Origin of the sequence: Psychrosphaera ytuae, assembly GCF_017638545.1 — a bacterium.
Taxonomy (GTDB): Bacteria; Pseudomonadota; Gammaproteobacteria; order Enterobacterales; family Alteromonadaceae; genus Psychrosphaera; species Psychrosphaera ytuae.
The window spans coordinates 1,510,418-1,527,952 of record NZ_CP072110.1 but is presented as its reverse complement, the minus strand read 5'-3'; the positions used below and the strand labels follow the sequence as shown (position 1 = coordinate 1,527,952).

The 17,535-nt window shown below is 42.8% G+C and carries 16 protein-coding genes; 7 read left to right on the top strand and 9 right to left on the bottom strand.

Features of this window, described 5'->3' with window-relative positions; genetic code table 11:
- The first annotated feature begins 117 nt into the window (after positions 1–117).
- From J1N51_RS06660 to J1N51_RS06650, 3 genes are all read left to right on the top strand, one after another.
- Complete coding sequence (locus tag J1N51_RS06660; protein ID WP_208833149.1) at positions 118–2,292, top strand: S46 family peptidase; 2,175 nt, start codon at positions 118–120, stop codon at positions 2,290–2,292.
- Between the two features lie 136 nt (positions 2,293–2,428).
- Complete coding sequence (locus J1N51_RS06655) at positions 2,429–3,136, top strand: ABC transporter ATP-binding protein (protein ID WP_208833148.1); 708 nt, start codon at positions 2,429–2,431, stop codon at positions 3,134–3,136.
- Complete coding sequence (locus J1N51_RS06650; protein ID WP_208833147.1) at positions 3,126–4,421, top strand: ABC transporter permease; 1,296 nt, start codon at positions 3,126–3,128, stop codon at positions 4,419–4,421. The genes J1N51_RS06655 and J1N51_RS06650 overlap by 11 nt, the downstream gene beginning before the upstream one ends.
- Positions 4,422–4,480: 59 nt before the next feature.
- Here the strand turns inward: J1N51_RS06650 and recJ are convergent, their stop codons facing one another.
- The 3 genes from recJ to xerD form a co-directional block, all read right to left on the bottom strand.
- On the bottom strand, positions 4,481–6,217 hold the full coding sequence (gene recJ, locus J1N51_RS06645) for a single-stranded-DNA-specific exonuclease RecJ (RefSeq protein WP_208833146.1): 1,737 nt from the start codon (positions 6,215–6,217) through the stop codon (positions 4,481–4,483).
- Positions 6,218–6,251: 34 nt separating this feature from the next.
- Entirely contained in the window at positions 6,252–6,989 is a 738-nt protein-coding gene (dsbC, locus tag J1N51_RS06640; RefSeq protein ID WP_208833145.1) for a bifunctional protein-disulfide isomerase/oxidoreductase DsbC, read from the bottom strand.
- A 144-nt stretch (positions 6,990–7,133) separates the two neighbouring features.
- Positions 7,134–8,003, bottom strand: coding sequence for a site-specific tyrosine recombinase XerD (gene xerD / locus J1N51_RS06635; protein WP_208833353.1), 870 nt, complete (start codon positions 8,001–8,003; stop codon positions 7,134–7,136).
- Between the two features lie 175 nt (positions 8,004–8,178).
- On the opposite strand from xerD, the gene fldB reads away from it, so the two are divergent.
- Complete coding sequence (gene fldB, locus J1N51_RS06630) at positions 8,179–8,706, top strand: flavodoxin FldB (protein WP_208833144.1); 528 nt, start codon at positions 8,179–8,181, stop codon at positions 8,704–8,706.
- A 31-nt stretch (positions 8,707–8,737) separates the two neighbouring features.
- On the opposite strand, the gene J1N51_RS06625 is transcribed toward fldB, so the two are convergent.
- Positions 8,738–10,105 (bottom strand): helix-turn-helix domain-containing protein, encoded by a 1,368-nt coding sequence (locus J1N51_RS06625; protein ID WP_208833143.1) that lies wholly within the window; start codon positions 10,103–10,105, stop codon positions 8,738–8,740.
- Between the two features lie 206 nt (positions 10,106–10,311).
- Here J1N51_RS06625 and J1N51_RS06620 point away from each other — a divergent pair, with 206 nt between their 5' ends.
- Entirely contained in the window at positions 10,312–10,596 is a 285-nt protein-coding gene (locus tag J1N51_RS06620) for a peptidylprolyl isomerase (RefSeq protein WP_208833142.1), read from the top strand.
- Between the two features lie 62 nt (positions 10,597–10,658).
- Here the strand turns inward: J1N51_RS06620 and J1N51_RS06615 are convergent, their stop codons facing one another.
- From J1N51_RS06615 to J1N51_RS06600, 4 genes are all read right to left on the bottom strand, one after another.
- On the bottom strand, positions 10,659–11,087 hold the full coding sequence (locus tag J1N51_RS06615) for a group I truncated hemoglobin (protein ID WP_208833141.1): 429 nt from the start codon (positions 11,085–11,087) through the stop codon (positions 10,659–10,661).
- Positions 11,087–12,046: a DUF3034 family protein gene (locus tag J1N51_RS06610; protein ID WP_208833140.1), complete on the bottom strand. Its 960-nt coding sequence runs from the start codon at positions 12,044–12,046 to the stop codon at positions 11,087–11,089. The genes J1N51_RS06615 and J1N51_RS06610 overlap by 1 nt, the downstream gene beginning before the upstream one ends.
- A 218-nt stretch (positions 12,047–12,264) precedes the next feature.
- The gene (locus tag J1N51_RS06605) at positions 12,265–14,718 is read right to left on the bottom strand and encodes an endonuclease (protein ID WP_208833139.1); all 2,454 of its coding nucleotides are present in this window, start codon (positions 14,716–14,718) and stop codon (positions 12,265–12,267) included.
- A 95-nt stretch (positions 14,719–14,813) separates the two neighbouring features.
- Positions 14,814–15,590 carry a DNA/RNA non-specific endonuclease gene (locus J1N51_RS06600; RefSeq protein ID WP_208833138.1) on the bottom strand — a complete coding sequence of 259 codons (777 nt, stop codon included), beginning with the start codon at positions 15,588–15,590 and terminating at the stop codon, positions 14,814–14,816.
- 320 nt (positions 15,591–15,910) lie between these two features.
- Here J1N51_RS06600 and J1N51_RS06595 point away from each other — a divergent pair, with 320 nt between their 5' ends.
- Positions 15,911–16,168: a DUF3081 family protein gene (locus J1N51_RS06595; RefSeq protein WP_208833137.1), complete on the top strand. Its 258-nt coding sequence runs from the start codon at positions 15,911–15,913 to the stop codon at positions 16,166–16,168.
- A gap of 52 nt (positions 16,169–16,220) precedes the next feature.
- Positions 16,221–17,150, top strand: a complete 930-nt coding sequence (locus J1N51_RS06590; RefSeq protein ID WP_208833136.1) for an alpha/beta fold hydrolase — start codon at positions 16,221–16,223, stop codon at positions 17,148–17,150.
- An 11-nt stretch (positions 17,151–17,161) separates the two neighbouring features.
- On the opposite strand, the gene J1N51_RS06585 is transcribed toward J1N51_RS06590, so the two are convergent.
- Positions 17,162–17,413: a hypothetical protein gene (locus J1N51_RS06585; RefSeq protein WP_208833135.1), complete on the bottom strand. Its 252-nt coding sequence runs from the start codon at positions 17,411–17,413 to the stop codon at positions 17,162–17,164.
- Positions 17,414–17,535 lie beyond the last annotated feature (122 nt).

Below are 17,535 nucleotides of genomic sequence, written 5' to 3'. Positions count from 1 at the left end.
ATCATCGTGAATTCATCTAGTTTTGTCTCAAAGGGGATTACTTTTTGAACAAAAATCGGTAACACTAAAAATGTTATTTTATAACTTAAAGACACTCAAAAAGGTCAAGGAAATCTAATGATTAAAAAGTTAATGACAACAGGGATTGCACTTTCGGCTCTTGTTGGCGCGACTGCACAAGCAGACGAGGGTATGTGGCAACCTCACCAATTACCGCAAATCAAAAAACAATTAAAAGCGGCGGGTCTAAAGCTTAATCCAGAAAAAATGGCAGATTTAAGCCAATTCCCAATGAACGCGATAGTAAGCTTGGGGGGCTGCTCTGCATCGTTTTTGTCAGAGCAAGGCTTGGTAGTAACTAACCACCACTGTGCGTATGGCAATATTCAGCATAACTCTACCGCAGAGAACAACTTATTAGTTAATGGCTTTGTTGCCAAAAGCAAAGACAAAGAGCTGGCTGCAACGCCAAACTCTCGTATTTACGTGACTGAATCACTCACAAATGTGACGAAAGATATCAAGTCGTCTATTCCTCATGGTGCCACGGGTGTGGCGTATTTTGATGCGATTGATAAGCGTGAAAAAGAGCTAGTCGCAGACTGTGAAGCATCACAAGATTACCGTTGTAGTGTTTACAGCTTCCACGGTGGCGCAGAATATTTTTTAATTAAACAGCTCGCTATTCGCGATGTTCGCTTAGTCTACGCACCGCCTTCAAGTATTGGTAAGTTTGGTGGTGATACGGACAACTGGATGTGGCCTCGTCATACTGGTGACTGGTCATTTTATCGCGCTTATGTTGGTAAAGATGGCAAGCCAGCTGATTACTCAGAAGATAACGTGCCGTTTAAACCAGATGCATTTTTGAAAGTAAATGCAAATGGCGTTGATGAAGGTGATTACGTGATGGTGTTGGGCTACCCAGGCCGAACAAATCGCTACCGAACCGACGTCGAAGTTGAAAATCAATTTACCAATGTCTATCCGCGTTCTAAGCGCCTTCAAGAAGAGTATATTGATGTTATCAAAGCAAACTCAGAAGAGGGCAGTGACGCTCGTATCAAGTACGCAGGTACGATTGCGGGTTTAGCTAATTACGCCAAAAACTACGGCTCAATGATTGAGAGCTACAACAAAGGCGACATGCTTGAGCGTAAACGTCAGTTAAACAATGACTTAAAAGCTTGGATTAACGCAGATAAAAACCGCAAAGCCAAATATGGTAAGGCCCTCGATACCTTAAATGCACTGATTCTAGAATCGCAAAAAGATCAAGAAGCAGATACGTTGTTAGGTCTTGTGAGTCGTGGCAGCATGATGCGAGTTGCATCTAATTTGTATCGATTAGCGCACGAAAAGCAAAAGCCAAATGTAGAGCGTCGTCGTGGTTTCCAAGACCGTGATATGCGTCGTTTTGAGCAAGGTATGAAAGTGCTCAACAAACGCTTTGATGAGCAAGTAGATAAAGCATTGTTCCTACACTTTGTTAAAGAATACATGACGCTTCCAGCTGAAAAGCGCAACGAGACTTTTGATGTTTACTTTGGCTTAGACCAAGGTTTGGACATGAAGGCATTGGAAGACAAGATCAACAAAATGTACGCTGAGACAGAGCTAACTACGGCAGAAGCTCGTTTGGCTTGGATGGAAAAATCAGTCGAGGACTTTGAGAAAAGTGACGATCCATTCATTCAATATGCAGTTACTATGTATGACGTTGCAATGGCCAAAGAAGAGCAAGACAAAGCGCTAAGCGGTAAATTGCAACAAGCTCGTCCTGCGTATATGGAAGCTATGATCGCCTTTAAGAAAAGCCGTGGTGAAGCCGTTTATGCAGACGCGAACTCTTCACTTCGTATCACTTACGGCAACGTAAAAGGCTACTCACCTCAGGATGGATTATACGCGACACCATTTACCTCACTTGAAGGTATGTTAGCGAAATACATTCCGGGTGACGACGAGTTTGATTTGTTCCCGAACATTCGCGAAGCCATTGCTGCGAAGAAGTACGGACCATACAAAAATGAAAAACTAGGGTCTGTTCCGGTAAATTACCTATCAACCCTAGACATTACAGGCGGTAACTCAGGTTCTGCAACATTAAATGACAAAGGTGAGTTTGTTGGTTTAGTGTTTGATGGTGTTTACGAATCTATCATAGGTGACTGGGATTACGATCCTAAGTTAAACCGTGCTATTCACACTAGCGTACCGTTTATGCTGTGGACAATGGAATACATCGATGGCGCGCAAAACATCATCGACGAGATGACTATTGTGAAGTAAAACTCGATAGCAACCTACTTTGGTGACCTAGTGTTACATGCTATGTCACTAATAACTATTCTAAAAAGCAGTGGACTTCACTGCTTTTTTTTGTCCGATTGGTTATTATGAGCGGTAATAAAATCGAGGAGCCTTTATGTCCAATCACAACGTGATTAAGTTGAGTAAGCTCAAGTTTAGTTACCCGCAAGCGCCTGAACGAACCATATTGTCAATTGGTAGTTGGGAAGTTCAGCGGGGAGAACATGTCTTTTTGTACGGGCCATCTGGGTCGGGCAAGTCAACCTTGCTCAATATTTTAACCGGCATGGTTGAGCCAAACTCTGGCAGTATTGCAATTCTTGATACTGACTTGGCAACGCTTAAAAACAAACAAAAAGACAAATTTAGAGCTCAACACATAGGTTTTGTATTTCAGCAGCTAAATTTGATCCCTTATTTATCGGTACGAGACAATATTTTATTGGCCGACTATTTCACAGCTAAGCCCGCTGTAAAAGAACAGGTCGAAGTTCATTTACTCCATTTAATTGAAAGTTTGCAATTACCCCATTCAATCCTTTCACAACCTGCGTCCCAATTGAGCGTAGGTCAACAGCAACGAGTCGCCATTGCACGCGCTATGATCAATAAGCCAGAGTTATTGATTGCCGATGAACCGACTTCAGCGTTGGACCAAAATAGCCGTGACGCATTTATTGAATTGCTGTTTAAACTCGCTGACGAATCACAAGCGACGTTGGTGTTTGTCAGTCACGACAAAACACTAGCAAGCCACTTTGGCAACGTATTAGATATAGAGTCGATTAACCAAGTACAGGGGCAAGCGCAGGATGTTTGTTAATATCGCCAAACAGAGTTTGGTCAACCGCAAAGGTACCGTGTTACTGACGGTGTTGGCTTTGACCATCAGTATTTTTGTGTTGTTGGCGGTCGAGCATATTCGAGCGCAAGCCAAACAAAGTTTTAGTCGCACCGTATCGGGTGTCGATTTAATAGTTGGCCCTCGCACCGGACCACTTAACTTACTATTGGGCTCAGTGTTTAGGATAGGAGAAACCGGTCAAGCGATCAGTTGGCAAACATATCAAACATTAAAAGATCACCCTATGGTGAGTTGGGCTGCGCCAATTGCATTAGGTGACTCCCACAAAGGCCATCGTGTGCTGGCTACAACTTCACAATATTATGAACATTTTAAATATGGCAACAAACAAGCCCTGAGCTTTGCAATTGGCAATGAGCCACAACAGGATTTTGATCTTGTTTTAGGTGCGGATATCGCCAGTAAATTTAACTACCAGGTTGGTGATGACATCGTCTTGTCCCATGGTACTGGCGTAACCAGTTTTACCCATCATGATGGGACTCCTTTTAAGGTGGTTGGTATTCTCGATAAAACAGGAACACCAGTAGATCAAACGTTACACATTAATTTTCATGGCTTAGCGCTCATGCACGGCGAAGAGCATGAAGAGCATGAAGAGCACGAAGCTCATGGACATCATGGCCACGACCATGATCACAGCGAACATCTCCTCTCTGCGCATAAAGCAGCTGATGTCGACGATAACGAAACAAAAGTATCGGCGATATTCGTAGGACTCAAAGCGCGTTACGCCAGTTTGATCATGCAAAAATGGGCAAACGACTTCAAAGGTGAGCCCATCTCTGCCATTTTACCTGGTGTTGCATTGACTCAACTTTGGCAAATTGTCGGCTCTATCGAAGTGGTTTTACAGGTAATAGCAGGTCTGGTTTTACTAACGACTCTCATTGGCATGAGCACTATGTTACTTGCCACTATGAAAGAGCGGACCCGTGAAATCGCTATTTTTAGAACCCTAGGTGCACGTCCTGTTTTTGTCTTTAGCCTAATTCAACTAGAGGTCATAATCATAACTTTGGTGTCTATGATTGTTGCGGTGGTGGTGTTGTGGCTTGGGATGATGATGGCTCAACAGTACTTAGCCACACAAATGGGGTTATTTATCGATGCTAACGTATTGACCGTTGAGACGCTTTGGCTATTGACCTTTGTTTTATTAGGTAGTGTGGTTATCGGTATGATACCTGCGGTGAAGGCCTATAAGAGTTCGTTGCATACGAGTTTGCAGATAAAGCAGTAAACAGCACTGTTGAAGACAAAAAAAGCGGCATGTTTGTATACTTCATGCCGCTTTTTTATTTACGCTTGAGTAATGTCCCTAACTAACAATTGAACGTTGATGTTTCCTCTAAACTCATTGATATCGAGCTGATAAACGATCTGTGCTTGGTCACAATGGGGATTTGGCCACTGACTAAGGTCGGCATTAAAGTGGATGCCATCAAACAATTGACCATGTCGGTCTGAGAGCACCAGTTTTAAATGCTTTGCGCCGACTAGGCGTTGATTAATAATGGTAAACACGCCATCGAAGGTGGGCTCGGCAAAACCTTGACCCCAAGGTCCTGCATCCGCTAGTTGCTGACAAAAATCAACAGTAAAACAATCTGCAGGTAGCTCACCATCGGTTAAGATGACTTGCGTCAATACATCTTCAGTTAAGTGTTGGTTTAGGACCGTTTCAAAGGCACTTTGAAACTCTGCCAACTTGCTCTCGATGATACTGAGTCCAGCTGCCATCGCGTGACCACCAAATTTTAGGATTACTCCTGGGTACTTAGTGTTTACTTCGTCCAATATATCTCGAATATGTAACCCAGGAATCGAACGTGCAGAGCCTTTTAATTCGCTGTCTCCTGTCGCGCTTACGTCGGCTTTTGCAAACGCAATGGTTGGTCGGTAATACTTTTCTTTAAGTCGACCTGCAACGATACCAATAACACCCTGATGCCAGTCGGGCTTGTACACACAAATGCCCGCAGGTACATCTCCCTCAGATAAGGTAAGGTCGTTTACAACGGCTTCAGCCTCTAGACGCATGCCTTGCTCAATGTCTTTGCGCTCGTTGTTCAAGTCATTGAGATCTTCAGCCATTTTAAGTGCCTGACCATAGTCTTCTGTTAATAAACAACGGATCCCAAATGACATGTCGTCCAAACGACCTGCTGCGTTTAACCTAGGGCCAATAACAAAACCAAAGTCAGACGACTTGACCTTATTGAGGTCTTTGTTGCTCATGGCTAATAAGGCTCTAATCCCCGGGCGGCATAATCCACTTTTAATTCGCGCCAACCCTTGATGCACTAATATACGGTTATTGGTATCAAGCTTAACCACATCAGCAACAGTACCTAATGCCACCAAATCAATATACTCAGCCAAATTAGGTGGAGTAATTTGCATTGATTGATAATAACCTTGGTCGCGAAGATACGCTCTAAAACCCAGTAAGAGGTAAAACGCAACTCCAACACCGGCGATGTTTTTACTGGCAAACTCACACCCAGGTTGATTTGGGTTAATGATCGCATCAGCGTTAGGCAAGATGTGACCCGCTAAATGGTGATCAGTAACAATAACCTTTATGCCTGCCGACTTTACAATGTCGATACCTGCGATACAGGAGATGCCATTGTCGACTGTGATGATTAAATCGGTATCGGTTTTGATCAGATCGTTAGCCAGTTCTGGGCTTAAGCCATATCCATAGTCAAAGCGGTTAGGTACTTTATAACTGACTCGAGTAAAGCCCAGTTTTCGCAACCCCAACATCATGAGCGCCGTGCTGGTGGCTCCGTCGGCGTCAAAGTCACCGACTATGGTGATGTGCTGTTGCTGCAGCAGTGCTTCATGGAGCAAAGGAACGGCATCATCTATACCTTTTAAGGTACTGACGGGTAACAGCTCACCCGCTTTGCGCTTAATTTCGCTTGGGTTTGTAATACCACGACCTGAGTATATTTTGGCGATAACTGGGTGAAGCTCTGAAGAAAAAGCCGTGTCAGAAGTGACACGGCGTTGAATATTTAACGACATATTCTATTAGTACCTACTGCGAAGCTAAAAGTGGTTATTGAACGCGTTGTAAGTCTTGTAATAGAGCCGAAGGTGGCTTGTAACCACCAATGAACTGACCATCTTCTAGAATGATCGCAGGGGTGCCAGTGACACCAGCACTGATACCAAAGTTATAATGCTCGGCGACTTTAGTGTTGCAGTTAGGGGCATCAATATATTGGCCCGCTTTTGCTTCTGTCATTGCTTTTTGCTGATCTGCAGAACACCAAACTGCTTGGATTTGATTAGCGCCTTGTGAGGCCATGCCGCCACGTGGGAACGCCAAATATTGCACTGTAATACCTAAGTCGTTGTACTCATCCATTTGTGCATGCATCTTTTTACAATAAGTACACGTTGTGTCTGTGAAAACGGTAATAACGTGTTTTTGCTCTTTAGCTGGGAACACAATCATTGAGTCTTTATATTTTTCAACGCCTTCTAAACGAAGGTCTGACAAGGCAAGGTCTGTCAGGTTTTGCATACCGTTTTCAACGTCAAACAAACGGCCAGCCATAAAGTATTGACCGTCAACTGACGTGTAAAATACGCCACGAGAAGTCAGAACTTGTTTTAGACCTGGAATCGGTGAGTCTTGGACTTCATTAACCGTAAGACCAATTTTAAGAAGTTTGCTTTTGATCACAGCGTCTTGTGCTTGTTTATCTGTTTTGTCGGCGCTAACCGCCGGATTACTTGCACTAAATAGCGCCACGATGGCAATTATGGCTGTCATATTTAAAATTTTCATAGAGATTCCTGTTTTCCTAACTTCGGATATTGACCGGAGTCTAACAAAGAAAGTTTCTTGATTGTGTGAATTTATTTATAAAATTTGTTTCTAAGCGTAAAACTTAATGCTGTTAATAGTACAGGTGACCCAAAGATAACCTGGTTAACCCCTTGGATGATGTTCTGCATGCACGCTTTTAAGGCGCTCTTTGGCGACATGAGTATATATTTGTGTAGTCGACAAATCGCTGTGCCCTAATAACATCTGAACAACCCTAAGATCGGCGCCGTGATTTAACAGATGAGTTGCAAACGCATGGCGTAATGTATGAGGTGATAAGTGGCATTGAATACCTGCAAGCGTCGCATAGTATTTGATCCTATGCCAAAACGTTTGACGGGTCATTTGAGTACCGCGCTTAGACGGAAATAACACATCAGATTGTGCTTTTAACAAAGCAGGTCTATGCAACTTTATGTAGTCAGCTAACCATTCTGATGCGACTTCTCCCATCGGAACCAAACGTTCTTTTCCACCTTTACCTGTTACCCTCACCACGTTTTGTTGAAGACTGATGTCGCTCATTGTTAACCCAACTAGCTCAGTGACGCGTAACCCGGTTGCGTACAATAACTCGAGCATGGCTCTGTCTCGATACTCCAAGCTGTCGTCTAAGTTTTGGACTGACAATAAGTTATCTATGTCTTGTTCTGACAAAGATTTGGGAATGGGTGGCGCTAATTTAGGGCCTTTGATCAGAGCCGTCGGGTTATCAGTACGTATTTTGTTGGCTAGTAGGTATTTATAAAAGCGTTTAATTGCACTTAAGCACCTTGCGGTACTGCGAGTCTTTAACCCTTGTTCCCCCCTAAAAGCCAAATATGCCTCAATATCCAATTCAGTACATTCGCGCATATTGGTATTCAACGTCGATAGAAAACCAGCAAAATTACTCAAATCGTTTTTGTAAGCACTTAAGGTGTTGTCCGATAGACCCTTTTCTAGCCAAAGATGGTCTATGAACATAGTCATAATTGACTTGTTATCAGCGTCGAGTGCGTTCAAAAATAACTCCTTTTGGCCGCGCGATTCGTAAGTTAATAGAGTGAGCGATGAAAGAACCTTTAGTTGGTCAGTAAAAGTTTGATAAACTCTCGCCGCATTCTCATCTTGTAATTAGTGTTTACTTTACCGAATAGGAGTATTAATGAAAATCGGTTTGTTTTATGGCTCGACGACTTGTTATACCGAAATGGCTGCCGAAAAAATTCAAACGCAGCTCAATACTCTGTTTGATGCTCCTGTCGTCGAAATGTTTAATATAAAAGACACACCATTGGTAGAGATGCTAAATTTTGACTGGTTGATATTAGGTATTTCAACCTGGGACTTTGGTGAATTACAAGAAGATTGGGAAAGTCATTGGTCTGATGTTGAAGCGCTCGACTTAACTGGAAAAACGGTGAGTATTTTTGGTTTAGGCGATCAAGTTGGTTATACAGAGTGGTTTCAGGACGCAGTGGGCATGCTTCATGATTTAGTGGTTGCTCAGGGCGCTGAGCCGATAGGCTATTGGCCAAACACTGAGGATTATGAGTTTGAAGGGTCTAAAGCGCTAACTGAAGATAAAAGCCACTTTGTTGGATTGGCTTTAGATGACGAATCTCAATATGAAAAAACCGACGAGCGTATCGCATCGTGGTGCGAACAATTACTGTCAGAAATCGAAGCTTGATTATAGGGCTGTGTTAGCAACGAAATAACCCTTAAGAGTTGCTTTGCTTTAAGACCTCTTTCACTTGCGCAAAGGTAACTGGACGAATGTCTTTTTTATCGAGGTCGATGAGTTGTAGTTGACCTTGTTTCATCACAATTAGTTTTTCGGTGTTGAGCCACTCAAGGGCCGTCAACGAATCGTCTATAGTGACGATGTGATGTATTTCCTTTTCGTCGAGTTGTATTAAGTACAAGCCGCTCGAACCATTTTTGAGGCGTTTGAGTAGTGCAACTTGTTGGTTTGGGCGATGTACCGCAAAGTTGTAATCCACCGCAAATTTATCTGCCTTAGCTGTAGACGTTACAAGCGACTCCATCTCCCTAATTTCACCCGTTGAAATATTGAGCATGGACAACGCGCCATACTCAAATTTGTCTGACTTAGCGATGAACAATAAGTTATCGTCATCTAAAAATGAAACAGGCGTTTTTTTCTGCTGAAGATCACAGTTTTCCAAGACTTGGTGACTACCTGGTATTAATTGACTTTTAAGAGTTAGTTCGATGACGTTGAGGCGACATGATTTGTCTCCGGTTGTGACAAATGCAATGCGCTGGCCGTTAGGTGAAAAAGCAGGCGAATAAATCTTTTCTAACGCAGACTCAAAAACGATATTGAGCTGCTCAGCCAATACACTTTTTACAAATAGGCGATTTATATTTTGTTGAGCACTGACGTAAGCCAAAAACAAACTATCATCTGAAATCGCTACTGAGTGATTGATGCCACTCTCAGCGTGAATCAATCGCCAATCATTGTTGCTTAGCTCGTGACTGATATGAGTAGTATTACCATGTTCTTGGGAGTTGTTCGAACTGTAGACAAGTTGAACAACAATAAACAGCAAGAGTAAGAGGGTAACAACAAGATAAACAGCACTTTTGCCAAACGGTAAGTGGTTGAGCTGGCCAATGGGGCCATCACCCTGTTCGTCATACCTGAGTGCTAAAGGACTTGCCTCTGATAGCTTTTGATTGTTTGCAGACTGCTTATCAGGCTCATGGGGATATTCTTTTGATAAAAAGGTAGTGTCAATTTTATGAGGTGCGACAAATTGATAACCTGTTTTGGGAATGGTTTTTATGTATTTCCCTTTGGCATCAACGTTCGTTTCGAGTAGCTTGCGAAGTTTAGACACATAGGCTGTGATCGTACCATCAGCACGGGCGTTCTCTATTCCGTATAACTCTTGATAAATATCTTCTCGGGTACAGACCTGCGGATAGCAACGCAAAAGATAACCCAATAACCTTGCGGTTTTTGGATCTAACACGATTTCTTCTTCACTACTAACATACCTCAACGTCAATGTCGCAGGCGTAAACGTCCAGTCAGCTGTGACGTAAACTGTAGTCAATGTTGTACCTCATTAAATTATTAACTAGAAACAGAGTAGCGTGATTAACGAACTTTTTCCGTCAGGTATTTCCCGATACCGAAACTTAAAATGACCTATAATCGGTAATTTTGCAAGATGAAATTAGAATAGTCAAAGAGAGTGTTGGGCATTTCACCCCATCGTTTTATAATCACTCAATAGATATTCATTGAGAGATACGACTTATGCCTAAAAAGAGAGCGTCGGCCTACCACATACTTGTAAAGACAGAAAAAGAGGCGTTAAAGATTAAGGAAAAACTGAAAAAAGGTGGTAATTTTCAGCAACTCGCCAAACAACACTCGACATGTCCAAGCCGTAAAAAAGGCGGTGACTTAGGTGAGTTTCAACAAGGAGATATGGTCAAAGCCTTTGATGATGTGGTATTCAAAAAGGACTTGTACGAAGTCCACGGGCCAGTAAAAACGAAATTCGGCTTCCACTTAATCAAGACGGTCTATCGTACTTAATGAAAGATAAATGGCGTGAGCGCCTCTTTTTAGAAACATCACGCCCTATACGTCACTCTTGTCTATCGATAGACAATTTGGCCTTTTAAAGGGGCCAGTTTTTGTAAAATTTGGTTTTCTTGTTCTACCGTTAGGCCAATGTCACGCATCGCGCCTTGGACGTATTCCACTAAGATAAAAAACTCTTTATCAGTAATATTGTGGTCGGTATGGACATCAACCATGTCTTTTCCTTGATAAACACATGGGCCACCAATCAACTCACACGTTTGTGCAGTCAAGTGTTTACGCAAATGGGACTTTGGCACACCCGTAAAATGATGGCCGATAATAGGGTCGTTATATATTCGCGTCAACGCCAGCCCGAAGACTTTTGACAGCGTTTGTTGGCCGCCAATTTCTTCATATAAATTATTATTTGCTGGCAATTGTGCAGTGCTTGTACAAGCACTCAATGTGATTCCGATTAATAAGAGTGTGAGATATTTCATTATAAATTCGCCGTGATACTCAAATATAAGCCGCTAGTGTCTGGTTGAAAGGGTAGATTGCCCAAATCAACATACGCTGCAGTGATGGACCATTCTTTAGATGGTAGGTAAGTGATAAAAAAGTCAGTCACTGTATCAGTACTTGCTAATCCACCTAAACGGTCGGCCTGTTGTCTGACTTCCATACCAACTATGGTGTTAGTACCTGTGAACATAGCCAAACTTGCCGCCCACTCTAGTTCGTAGCTATCATCAGTCGCTGAGCCAAACCCCAGAAGACCAAATGTATTGGCTTTTGAATATCGAGCGGTCGCGTTTAATAACACGTTTTTACCATTTGCTAATCCCAACCAGACTTTAGTGGCTGATACGTAAACGTCAGTGCCAGAGCCTTCTTTAGCCCCCAATAACATAGGCACGCCAGTATTAGGTGCAGGGATTGCACCGTTATAAAGTGCGAGTGAATTGTCAAAGCTGTTGTTGGTTTTGTATTGAATGCCAACAGAAACTTGTGGCAAAAATGGGTTGGCATCGTAAATCGCATCGCCAAACAACTTGTATTTTGCCCCTATAATGGTTTGTTCAATTTTGGTGCTAGGCGCAATGAGCGCTGGAGTGGGGCCGCCGGTAACGGCGTTAAAAACATTGGTAACAACACCAGAAGAAACATCCAAAGACTGCTTTTGAAGAGAAAATTCAAAGCGGTCATAGGCTCCTACCGCAGCACCATAGGTAGAAAGTTGATATTCACCTACATCTAATCGCTGGACATTAGCGGTTGCATTAACTTCTTCTTGGCTTGCATAACCGGCTATTAATGCCCAAGGAGTGATCCCACCTCCAGCACTGCCCTCAAAACTAGTAATACCACCTGTAGCTAACAGTTTACTGCCCGTGTCCGCCCAAAGTGTTGGGCTTAATAACAATATTGATAACGCAAATACGGCCTGTTTGTTCATTCTTAGGCTCCAATAATTCAAATAGCTTAAGCCTAGAGTGCGATAAAACAATTGATAAATAAAGTAATAAAAAAGCCCGTTGCGCTGAGCAACGGGCTTAGTTGGGTTAGTCACAAGGATGTTCTAACCCGGCCCTTAATAAAATTTAAATATCTGCATTTAACTGCAGGGCAAAAAGCCCTATGAGATAAATGCCCGATTACATTAACTGGCTAGGATTAGTTAATTGATTGACCTGAGTTCAACGAACCACGGCTTGCTGAGCCAGGTGATGACCAGTTAAAGTCATCTGCCAATCGACCAGTACCTTTTAGCTGTAACGAGTGATTTCTGTTTGTAGAAGAAGTCTCGTTCACGTCGATATTTGTCGAAGACATACCAGCTGCAGCACCACTGTTAGCAGTTATAGTTCCCTCGTAACTAATAAACTGAACCACTTCACCTAGGTTATTAACCAAAACCAAACCATCTGGTCCGTTTTGTAATCCAGTCGCTGTAAAGCCAACTGCACCATAACCACTTTGTTCATTGTCGATGCTACCAGATAGGTTGATCGTCATATAAACTTGGCCGTTGCTGCCATTTACAGCCTCAACTTTCCAACCAGACAAGTCAGTACCTGCCGTTCCAGCGATCTCAACAAACTCGTTGCGGTCACTGCCACTGTTGTCGTAGTGGAATTCATTGATCCACGGAACAACAACTGGAGCCGTAACTGTTACTGTTTGTGATACAACATCCGTTGCACCTTGGTTATCGGTAACAGTTAATGTGACAGTGTAATCACCTGCAGTAGCATAGTTGTTGGTTACGGCTGGGCCAGTTGATGTTTTGGCATCACCAAATGACCAGTCAAATGCAACGATAGAACCGTCTGAATCTGAGCTAGCATTAGCGTTGAAGTTACACGTCAGGTTTGTACAGTTAGATGTGAAGCTTGCAACAGGCGCTTGATTCACAGGCGCAGCACCAATAAAGCTTTGGCCAGAGTTCGCCAAACCTGGAGAGTCAGTCTGAGGACCTGTCCACACGAAATCGCTGTATTGACTGCCTGTGCCAGTTAGCTGAAGTGAATAACCCACAGGAGTAGAAGTTGTTTCAGCAACGCCTACGTCCGTTGAAGTTTGACCTGCAGCAGGACCATTAGTTGCCGTCATAGTGCCTTCGTAGCTGATAAACTGAACGACTTCACCTGCTGCATTCACTAATGCTAACCCGTCAGGGCCGCCGTTTTGCATTGCAGAAAAGCTCACATTATAAAAACCAAAGCCATTGCTCTGATTCGTTAACGTACCGCTTAATGTAACCGTTTTATAAGATTCACCATTGCTGCCGTTGTATGCAATTACCTGCCAGCCTGTAAGATCAGTCCCTTCAGTACCTGCGATCTCAACGAACTCATTTACGTCAGTACTCGCATTGTCGTAGTGAAATTCATTGATCCAAGCTAGACCAGCTGCTGGTGTAGAACCTTCGTCTGTTGTAGCAAACACAGAGCTTGTTTGAGCTGACTCATTACCACTAGTATCAACCGCGCTTACTTTGTAGAAATAAGTCGTTGCTGCAGATAGGTTGCTGTCATCAAACATAGAGGTGTTAACCAAACCATTGTTCACTTTAATGTAAGTGCCGTTTGCGGTATCACTGCGGTATACATTGTAGCCCGCTAAGTCTGATTCGCTATTGGTATTCCAAGTCAGGTTAATAGTACCGTTGCCGCCCATGGCTGTTAAGCCTGAAGGCGTTGAAGGTGCCGTCGTGTCACCACCTGTACCGCCACCTAAACCAGAACACTGTGATTCAAATACACAGCTTACATATTCAGGGTGATCAACAAATGGGTTACGGTTACCTTGGTGGCTGAAAACGACATCGTTGTGACGCATTTCAAAGGCATCAACCGGATCGTCTTTGTGCCATTGAAGTAACACTGACTTTAAGCCCATGTAAGCAACGTCAATGTTGACACCTTGGTTTGATTGTTCAATCAAAACACGATCGTCAGTAAGGATAAGGTCAGGTTCAGACACACCTGTCACACCATGAGTTCCGCCTTCATAGCGAACTGCCATGTACATCAATGCACGTGCGACATCACCTTTACGACCATTCCAAGTTTGCCATGAACCAGAAGCAAACGAACCTTCAGTCCAGTTTGATTCGGCTGACGAACCACCGCGACCATTATTGGCTAGTGTTACTTTTTCAGTACAACCTGTGGTGCAGTTAGCATAAGGCTTGTTACTGCGGCTTGAGTTGTAGCTGCTATCCGCGATAAACAAGTGGTGCGCATCGGTATAAGCATAGTTAGAGCTTCCGTCACTAGGGAAGCCATATGATTTTGGCCAGCTGTGTTCACGGTTGTAATTGGTGTTACCACCGCCCGCTTTTGGGTAGCTCGCATTGCGATAAATATCGATGACGTTATTAGGATTGTCAGGATCTTGATCAGCTGCTTCCAAAATATCCCAAGTATCAGTCGAACTAGATGTATAAGGGAAACGCTGATGATCGTCGATGATCGCGTGTAGGGTTGCTTTAAGAGTTGTTGCGTTAGTGGTGTCTACCGAGTTGTAATAACCGGCAGGGGCTTCTGCATTTGCAACGTTTGAGACCATGAATGACGCAGCTGCAATAACAGCCAACGCGTTCTTTTTATTTAAATAAGACATATTTATTATCTTTTTATTTGAGAGCCGTCCCTTGTAGTTTTAGTGTTGGGACTGACTCAGTTTCTTCAGGTAAAAAAAAAGCTAGATTGTTTTAATTAACAACCTAGCTCTCTCGAAAGTCCGCCAATATTTGCTTCCACTGCCGTCGCTTTATAAGAAGGTAACGAGGGAAGAATATTAAGACCGGTTCTTTGCTCCACCTCATCTATCGTGACTTCAGTGCTGCAGTAATAAGTGCTGCGGGCACTGTTTTGCGACATGATAAACGCCGAAGCCTCTACCCAGCCCGAACTACTGACCGTTGCCACGACTTTAAAATAGCCAGATGGAACGGTGTGTTTTTCGTTTGCTTTTGGTAGAGAAGCCCAAAAAAACTCATACAAAGGACCAGTGACGACATAAACCGATTGACCAGTTCGAACAAAATTGCGAACTGCGGTTTCAAGTCGTACCCAAGGACCTTGGTTAAGATCTGAGGACTGTGGAGTGATGTTTGACAGATAATTGGTGTCGCGCCAGTAATCAGTATTACTAAAGCTGGCTAACGGCACTTGGTGACCTCTATCGGTACCAATTACTGCGTGTGCATCCGTGTAGTCTGAAGGTTCAAGCGTGTAACGGCTTAAAATATTCGGGTCCGCTTTCCATGTGCGCGAGCGACTTGGACCGTCAATTGTCATTGGTGTGACTTGGTAAGCTGCCCAATCTGCAAGTTTGGTCGAGCGATTACTGCTCAATTTGTAGATGGGACGCTCAATAACATCGTTACTAGAGGGAGCACCAGAGGGACAACCAAATTGGCTGCAATGAGTAGATGATGCTGTAGTAACAAAGGAAATGAATAAAATGAAAATACTTAATGTAATTTTCATAATATGCTCGCTTTATTTTTTGTTATTAAGGGCAAGCGTACTGTACTTTATTTTCGTTAAGAAATAATTACTTATTTATTACATTTTTAATAGAAAAAATATCTATACCGTTAACATTTTGGTACAGATTATCGTTTTTGAAAATGCAAAATTAATAGCTAAATCGATTTTTTAGATTAAACGCTCTAATTTTATTCAAAACAAACCCATATTTAGGTTTGTAACGTATTGGTCTATATTGAATTTATTATTGTGTTGGAGTGGTTTACTCCAATCAGAGCACCCATAAGTAACTTTTTACTTTCATGCAGAGGATGGATATGAAAAACGATTTGGATTTACACATGTTATTGCGGGTTTTTGAAAAAGTCCGTGAGCACGGTAAGGAAACCGAAGACGGTCATCAACTCGAAGGCATCAAAGCGGCATCTGATTTTGATGGGTACACGGTGTTTTTGTCCGATGTGCAATGTCATTTAACGCTTTTTTTTCACAACAAATATGAATGTGATTACCCCTCAGAAAAAGCCCGTGAGGATTTTGAGAAGCGTCTGAAATATATCGATAAAAACTATTAATTATTGTTTTTTTCTGATGTAGTAACTTAAAAGCTAAAACAAGGATAGTTCAATGAAGTTATTACAAATTCTCTTAGTCGTGTTGTGCGCAGTCGTATTTGACTTAAAGGCATCACAGCCAAAGCCTGATTTAGCCAATGTAGATCACAATCGCTCCGGGCTCTTTGATGTCGGCGGCTTTAAATTATATTTAGAGTGCTATCAACCTGGACCTTCAGAAAAAGACGATTTACCGACTCTAATTCTTGAACAAGGTTTTGGCCGTTGGGGCTCGGATGGAGTTTGGCAAAACAACATAGCGCAGCTTCAGGACGACTATCGCGTATGTCTTTATGACCGCGCTGGCCTTGGCAAAAGTGAGCAAGGTCCAGTGCCATTTACGATAGATGAAATGGCGATTCGACTTGATACCCTGTTACAAAACGCAGACGTAGCTGCTCCATATTATTTTGCGGGTGGTTCCTATGCGTCGTACGTCATTACTTCGTACAACAAGCAATTCCCAAATAAGGTCTTGGGTACGGTGCTGATTGACCCACCAGTGTTTGGTTATTTTTATACTATGGCGACACGTTGGCCTAAGGATTTTCAATCAGACAATGCACGGTTAATGGGGCAATATAAGTTTGAGTTGGCGGTGAATGATCCGCTTTTTGAAAAAGTACCTGAAAAAGTCGACCATGTAGCCAGCTATCATTTATTAAAAGATGCCCAATCTTTTGGCAACAAGCCTGTAATTGTGCTTCGCTCTAAGCCGAAAAATAAGCGTTTTGATCCGCCGCATGTGCCAGCTGAGATCGCTCAACCTATGACAGAGTTATGGGACAGTGCAGACTCAAAATTCAGTAAGCTGTCGAGTAACGTCGAGATAATTTATTCAGAATCTGAGCGCCATCATTTGCATATTGCTGATCCTGAGCTGGTGGTCAGTGCAATACAAAGATTGACCTCAATGACTCCTGATAGCAAGTCCAAACCATAAGTAAAATAAAGCTACTTAAACCAGACCTTCCCGCCTATGAATTTGTAGGCGGGGGCACCTCTGATAAGAGTTTCACGAGCAAATACTGCGTCACAGTTTGGGCATACACAAGGTGTCACGGTAAAGTCTTTGGTGATGCGCTCTTTGAAGCATTTGACCAATGCACCTTTGCCGCCTTTTTTGTATTTAAAAAGTGGCTGCTGACATTGTTTGCAAAATATATCGATGGATTTGGTCGGCGCTTTAGAGCGAGGTTTTGCCATAGGTTTATTGTGATCTTTTTAACTGTCTGTTAACCAATGTGGCCTATGTTAAACTGTTTTGGCGCACAAGGCCCGCTTGCCAATAAATTAAACTTTGCAAACAAATTGAATTCCTCCAACCG